Source organism: Campylobacter sp. US55 (genome assembly GCF_004378955.1).
GTDB lineage: Bacteria > Campylobacterota > Campylobacteria > Campylobacterales > Campylobacteraceae > Campylobacter_D > Campylobacter_D jejuni.
In genome coordinates this window covers 1-7149 of the sequence record NZ_RYYF01000014.1, presented here as the reverse complement: position 1 = coordinate 7149, position 7149 = coordinate 1, and the positions used below count along the sequence as shown (strand labels likewise).

Annotated in this window: 3 protein-coding genes and 2 pseudogenes; 2 read left to right on the top strand and 3 right to left on the bottom strand. The window is 31.6% G+C overall.

The features are described from left to right. On the bottom strand, positions 1 to 1673 hold a 1673-nt coding region (locus ELQ07_RS08020; RefSeq protein ID WP_134224976.1), incomplete at its 3' end, for a methyl-accepting chemotaxis protein. A gap of 168 nt (positions 1674 to 1841) precedes the next feature. Here ELQ07_RS08020 and zupT point away from each other — a divergent pair. Continuing rightward, positions 1842 to 2717 (top strand): zinc transporter ZupT, encoded by an 876-nt coding sequence (zupT, locus tag ELQ07_RS08015; RefSeq protein WP_096702686.1) that lies wholly within the window; start codon positions 1842 to 1844, stop codon positions 2715 to 2717. Between the two features lie 24 nt (positions 2718 to 2741). Here zupT and ELQ07_RS08010 read toward each other — a convergent pair whose 3' ends face one another. Both ELQ07_RS08010 and ELQ07_RS08005 read right to left on the bottom strand, forming a co-directional pair. Beyond that, positions 2742 to 5231 (bottom strand): molybdopterin guanine dinucleotide-containing S/N-oxide reductase, encoded by a 2490-nt coding sequence (locus tag ELQ07_RS08010; RefSeq protein ID WP_134224975.1) that lies wholly within the window; start codon positions 5229 to 5231, stop codon positions 2742 to 2744. A gap of 10 nt (positions 5232 to 5241) precedes the next feature. After that, a pseudogene (locus ELQ07_RS08005) lies at positions 5242 to 5816 on the bottom strand (cytochrome c3 family protein). A 161-nt stretch (positions 5817 to 5977) separates the two neighbouring features. On the opposite strand from ELQ07_RS08005, the pseudogene ELQ07_RS08000 reads away from it, so the two are divergent. Then, a pseudogene (locus ELQ07_RS08000) lies at positions 5978 to 7149 on the top strand (cache domain-containing protein); the annotation flags it as partial.

Genomic DNA, 7149 nt, shown 5'->3' with positions numbered 1-7149 from the left:
GTGATCTCTTCTAAAGCTGCAGCAGTTTCTTCTAAAGATTGAGCTTGAGAATTTGAAGAAGTGGTTAAGCTTTGAACTGCAGTTTGTAGTTTTGAACTTTCATTAGCTAAAGCATTAGCAAAGTCTGAACTTTGTTTTAGCATTTTAACTATTTCATCACCTAAAGCATTAGTAGTTAATTCAACACTACCGCTAGCATTTTCTAATTTATTTCTAAAATCTAAGCTTTTATATTCTTCAAATATTTTATGAATAGCATTCATATCAGAACCTACTCTAGCTTGTAAAACATCAAGAAGTTTATTTAGAACATTTTTAAGTTCAATAAGTTGTGGGTTTCTAGGATTAGCAGTAATTCTTGCTGTTAGATTACCACTTTCTACAATTGATACTGTTTGAACTGATTCTTTAACGGCTTGATTATCTTGTTCTAAACCTTTTTTAGTAGCAAGGATGTTTTCGTTGATCATTTTACCCATTTTTCCGAGTTCATCATCTGCTTTTATTTTTATTAAATCCACTTCATTTTTTTCATGATTTAAGAATCGGAAGAAATTTTCTAAAGATTTCAAAATAATAGGAATTCTAGAACCAACTATTTTTTTAACGCAGACATAAACTATAATCAATATGACAAGTAGTATAAAAAAAGAAATGATGATAAAAATAATTTCTAGTTTCTTTAAAGGTGCTAGAACTGAATTTTTAGGAGCAGTTACAATCATACTCCAATAACTTGAATTATTTGCAGTGCTAAAAGATGAAACGGATGCATAGCTTAAATCTCCAGTTGAAGCAACATAATCATCTATTATAACAGTTTTGTGTTCTTTAACTGCATTGTTAATTAATTCCACCGAAGGATCTTTATTTATATCATTTAATGTTTTTAAAATAGCATTATGATTTTTATGAATGGTAATAATGCCTTTATCAGTCATTAAAAATCTTAAATCTCCTTCAAAAAAATCTAATTTTGGATCAAGCATGGTTTCAGAAACTTCAGCAAAATCTAAAGTGTATCCTACAACTCCAATAAATTTGCCTTTATTATTAAAAATAGGCATTCCAAAATTAATACCTAGAAAATCTTTTCCATCATAATTAAGTTTAGTTGGTGGTCCAACAAATAAACTATCTTTATCCCCATATTTAGCATTTTTTTCTACTTCTTGTATAATCTTTAAATTGCTAAAATTATTTGGCGTTTGAATTGCTTCAATTCCTCCAGATTTTCCAGTGCTACGATCAAAATAAATCATAGCAAAAGTTTTACCATCAGAACTTGTGTATCTTTTATCAATTCCTTGAGCATCCCCTAACACTGAAGTATCTTTTAAATACAAAAAAGTATAAGCTGAATATAAACTACTATCAAATAAATTTTTCATTAAGCTTTCAATCAGATCAGCATCAACTTGATTATTGTGTTCAAACATATCATTTAAGGAAGTTGCGGTTCCTTTTGTAAGTGCAACAGTTTCATTTAGAATGCCTTCCATATAATTGGTATATCTTTTTGAAGCTAAAAATATTGAATCTTTGGCCTCTTTCTCCATATTTTCAGAAATATATATGGAAACTGTTGAAACTAATACGATGATGCCTAAAATTACCCCTATAGCTACAGATAGAATAAGCTTAGTACTTATATTTAAAGAACGAAAATTCATATTTTTTCCTTAACTTTTAAAAATTTATAAAAAAGACGATATGATATTCTATAATTTTTTAAAATGTTCTTAAAAATTTTAATATCTTTTATATTTTTACCGTATGTTAACTTTTTATAAATATAAATATTTAAAATATTAAAATTTTATTGAAGTTAAGAATTATTAATGCAATTTACATTCGAACAAATTTTTATCGCAATGCTATTGACTCTTTTTGCAGGTTTTTCTACAGCTATAGGTTCTATAATAGCCTTTTTTTCCAGAAAAGATGATTTAAGAGTGCTTTCTTTAGGGCTTGGTTTTTCAGCTGGAGTAATGATATACATTTCTTTCATGGAAATTTTACCCACTGCACTTAAAGATTTTAAAAATCACTATGATTCACATTGGGCTGAGCTTTTGGGATTGGCTTGTTTTTTTGGTGGAATTTTAATATCTTTATTGATTGATAAATTAATCCCCGAAGATGTCAATCCTCATGAGCCTAAAAAGGATTTAAGCGAGTTAAAAATTTGTCCCTTACCCCAAAAAGGACAAAATCCTCCGAAATTTCATCCTGGAGAAAAGTTGCATCAGATCAATACTAAAGCTTTAAAACGCACAGGGATTTTTACAGCTTTGGCTATTGCTATACATAATTTCCCTGAAGGTTTTGCTACTTTTATTTCAAGTCTTGATAATCTTACTTTAGGAATTGCTATAGCTATAGCTGTGGCTATACACAATATCCCTGAAGGTTTGGCTGTGAGTTTGCCAATTTACCATGCTACAGGAGATAAGAAAAAAGCTTTTATTTATTCAGCTCTTTCGGGTTTTGCAGAGCCTTTGGGTGCTTTTGTTGGAGCTTTGATTTTATTGCCTTTTATAGGCGATCTTACTTTAGCTATAAGTTTTGCTGTGATTGCAGGAATTATGGTTTTTATATCTCTTGATGAGCTTTTGCCCGCTGCAAAAACTTATGATAAGGCTCATGATAGTTTATATGGACTTATCACAGGAATGGCAATAATGGCTTTAAGTTTAAATTTGCTTGGACAATAGAAAGCCTTGCGGCTTTCTTGCAATTTAATTCACACCTTTTGGCGCATTAAAGGCAGTAAGTTTTGGTAGTTCACCTTTAAATTTTTCTATGTTTACGAGCCCTGTATGAGAGATATTGCCATTGGCAAGTTTTGAAGTTGGCATATCCATGGTTAAAACATTTGCATTTCCACATTTGCAAAGTCCGTTTTCATTAGGATCATACCAAGCACCTTCACAAAGCCTTACAACCCCTTGCATGATTTCATCGCTTACAACCGCTCCTGCTAAAACTTCACCGCGTTTGTTAAACACACGCACTACATCGCCATTTTTTATACCAAGTTTTTTTGCATCTTTAAAATTGATTAAAATCGGCTCTCTATCTTTTATTGCATAAGTATCTCTTAAGCTTGTGTGGCAAAGTTGAGAGTGCAAGCGATCTCTTGGGTGATTTGTGAGTAAGTGGAAAGGTGCTTCTTTACTTGCATTTCCAAGCCATTCAATAGGCTCAAACCAAGTAGGATGGGCTTTGCAATCATCATAATTATAATTTTTAATCGTTTCTGAGTAAATTTCAATGAGTCCTGAATCTGTACCCAGAGCATTTAAGATAGGATCTTCTATAAATTCTGAAAAACGAGTCCATTCTAAACTTTCAGCTGTTGGTTCAAAAGTGATTGGTTCATTTTTAGCCCAAAATTCTTCAAAACTTGGCATAGGAGTAGCAAAAGCTTCGCCAAAACTTTGAGTTTGTTTTAGGGCACTGTTGTAGTATTCTTTGATGAAATCTTTAGCTTTTTTGCCATTTTCTGTGTAGGCATTAAAGACATCTTTTCCATAAATTTTACAAATATCAGAGAAAATTACATAATCATCTTTGCTTTCACCCACAGGCTCAACTGCTTGTTTCATAGGAGCTATATGCATATTTGAATAATCTCCTGTCATGGTAATATCATCTCTTTCATAAGATGAAGTTACAGGCATAACAATATCTGCCATTTTAGCTGTTGGAGTCCAGTAAATTTCATTTACCACAACGGTGCGTGGTTTTCTCCATGCTTTTACATTAGTGTTGGTATCTTGATGGTGCACTAAAGGATTTCCGCCTACCCAGTAAATAAAATCAATATCAGGATAGGTAAGCTTAGAGCCGTTGTGATCTATGGTTTTTCCAGGGTGAAGTAAAGCATCAGCGATTCTTGCTACAGGGAAAGAATAACTCGCTGCATTTTGAAGCCATTCTGCGCCTTCACTTGAAGCTTCTGCTTTGCTTAAGCCTTTAAATTTACCATTTTTCCAAATTCCTAAGCTACCTGCTGTCATACCACCGATCACTCCGCCTTTGCAAGTTGGAACACCGCCATTGCTATAATGGTAGCTTAGTCCAAAACCACCTCCTTTTGTGCCGATTTGTCCTAACATCGCACAAAGAGTAACTAGCATCCAGTGAGGTTGTTCTCCATGATGTGCTCTTTGCATACCCCAACCACTCATAATCATAGTAGGATTATCGTAAAAAGTTTCAGCTAAATTTTTGATAGTTTTTTCATCGATACCGCAAATTTTACTTGCCCATTTGGTATCTTTTTTCACTCCATCTTCTTTGCCTTCTAAATAGTCTTTAAATTTATCAAAGCCTGTAGTGTAAGTGTCTAAAAATTCGTAATTGACTTTTTTCTTAGCGATTAAATGGCTTGCCATACCCATCATTAAAGCTACATCAGTATTTGGGCGTGGAGCTATCCATTTGGCATTTAAAAATTTCGCCGTAGTGGTTTTTACAGGATCTATACAAATTACTTTGATTTTGCTGTCTTTAAGTTTTTCAAAGTATGCCAAACCTCTTTGTTCGTTTGAAGTCCAAGCTATGCGTAAAGTAGAAAGCGGATCAGCACCCCAAATTACAACATATTTAGAATCACTTAAGATATTTTCCCATGAGGTTTGTTGCTCATAAACTTCAATCGATCCTACAACATAAGGCATAATCACTTGAGAAGCCCCTGTAGAATAGTCCCCAGTAGCTCCTACAAATCCACCTGTTACATTTAAAAATCTATGAAGCAAGATGCGTGAGTTTTGCATATTTCCACTTGATTTCCAGCCATAACTTCCACCAAAAATTGCACTTGCACCTTTGCTATCTCTTGTTTTTTTAAGTTCTTTGGCGATAAGTTTGATCGCTTCATCATAACTTACGCGGACAAATTCATCTTTACCACGAAGTTCAGGTTTAGGATTGTCAGGATTTTCAAGGTAGCATTTACGCACATAAGGGTATTTCACACGAGATTTATAAACCATATCAGCAGTGTAGCGCTGTAAAGGATTATCCATTTTTGTAACTTTTTCCCAAGGTTCGCTTTTTACTATTTTGCCATCTTTTATAGTGAGTTTTAAAATCCCCCAGTGTGCTGCGGTGATCACTTCTCCATTTTTTACAAGTCCAAGGCTAACTTTTGAAGCTTCTACTGTTTTTCCTGCACTTAAGCTCGCTACAATTTTTAAAAATTTTCTTCTATCTAGCATGCTTTTCTCCTTATTTTATTTTAAAATCTTTTGCGTTTTTTTGTAAGTATTCTATAACTAGCCATCTGTCTTTTTTATCAATACCTGTTCTATCGGCCATAGAACGGAAAATTGTAGGCCAAGCGTTAGCTGTAAATTCTTTTTCTTTGTGGATAGCATGGCAAATTCCGCAGTTATTTACAAAAAGCTCTTTGGCTCGATTTAACATTTTTTTATTGTCTTTGACAAATTCTTTTTTATCTGCCCAAATTTCAAGACTTACCTTATTCCATTTTCCATCTTTTCCAGTTATTCTTTGAGAGAAATTTAATTTTGTATTTTTAGAAAAAGCTGCAACAATAATTCTTTGAGAGTTATTGAAATAAATTACAGAAGGCGCTTTAGGATTTACATAACCATCAATTTTTAGCAAAACCCTGTTATTTTCGCTTTTTAACACTTCAAAAGGATTTGTAGGTAAAGTCTTCCTATGGCTTTAATATCATCTTTATTAAGATAAAGCAATACAACTTCATCGGTATAGGCGGTATTTTTTGCCCATAAACATGTCGATAGGACAACAAAAGAAATGGAAATCTTTTTCATTGCTATTCCTTAATATAAATTTGTTGTAAATGTATTTTAACACTATTTAATTTAATTATTAATTATTAATTAATAAAATATTAATTAATAAATTTTTTAGAAAAAAATAAGCACTTTATAGTTATAATTCACAAATAAATATATCTAAGAAAAGGAAGACAATGTTAAAATCTATCGGAACTAAATTAACCCTTTCAGTAATTGGAAGTGTTATGGTTAGCTTAGTCTTTATGATTGCCATCATATCATGGAAAGTTTCTCAAAATATAGAAAAAGAAGCAGAAATTGCTCTAGATATAGCTTCAAAAAGATATGTAAATTATATGCAATCCACACTTAATGAACCTTTTTTACTCTCTAAAGCATTAGGTGCTAGTATACAACAAGTTATTAATGATAATGGGAACATTGACATTAATGTATTGGAAAATTTAACCAAAAAAACATTAGATTCAAGTATGCATACCACTTATGCTTTTTTGTACATTAAAGATCTTTCAGTCTTATCAGGAAATAAAGAAAAAGACACTCAAAATGGAAATTTATCTATTGTTTATAATGATTCAACTCCGGGGATTGACGGAGGTATTAAAACATTTATACAAAATAAAAATATGTATAACAGTATACCTGTAATCTCAAAAATTGAAAATAATGTACACAATAAAGAGCAAAAGATCACTTTTGGTTCAGTTAAGCGTCTTGATTATGGTAATGGAGAATTTTTAGGAATAAACTTAGGAATGCCTATTTTTAATCAAAAAGGAGACTTTGCAGGAGTTATTGGTTTCTCTTTAGAGCTTTCACAGATGTCTAAAGCTTTACTTGATCCTTCTTTAAATTTTCATGAAGGAGATTTAAGATTGCTACTTACAGATGATGGAACATTTGTTATTCATGAAAATCCTAAAGCAATTTTGCAAAAAATCAATGAATACAACCATTCTCCTTCTGTAGCTCCTATCTTAAGTGCTATTAAAGAACATAGAGATATTTTAATCAATAATTTTTATACGGCAACAGGTTTAACTAGTTATGCTTCGGTTTCTTCCTTTAGTACATTAGAAAATTCAAGTCATTGGAGTATACTTGTAACAACCCCTAAAAATTCAATTTTAAAACCTTTATATCATCTTCAATTAATTATAGTTGCTGTAGTTGTTATATTTTTAATTATAATTTCGGCTATTGTATATATGTGTATAAAATATATGGTAAGTGCAAAAATTAATTCAATTTTTAAATCTTTACAAAATTTCTTTGACTTCATCAACCATAAAACAAAAAATGTTTCTACTATAGAAGTAAAAAGCAATGATGAATTTGGACAAAT

Coding starts and splice junctions, on each gene's coding strand:
- ELQ07_RS08010 (WP_134224975.1), bottom strand. CDS start 5,231: ATGCTAGATAGAAGAAAATTTTTAAAAATTGTAGCGAGCTTAAGTGCA.
- zupT (WP_096702686.1), top strand. CDS start 1,842: ATGCAATTTACATTCGAACAAATTTTTATCGCAATGCTATTGACTCTT.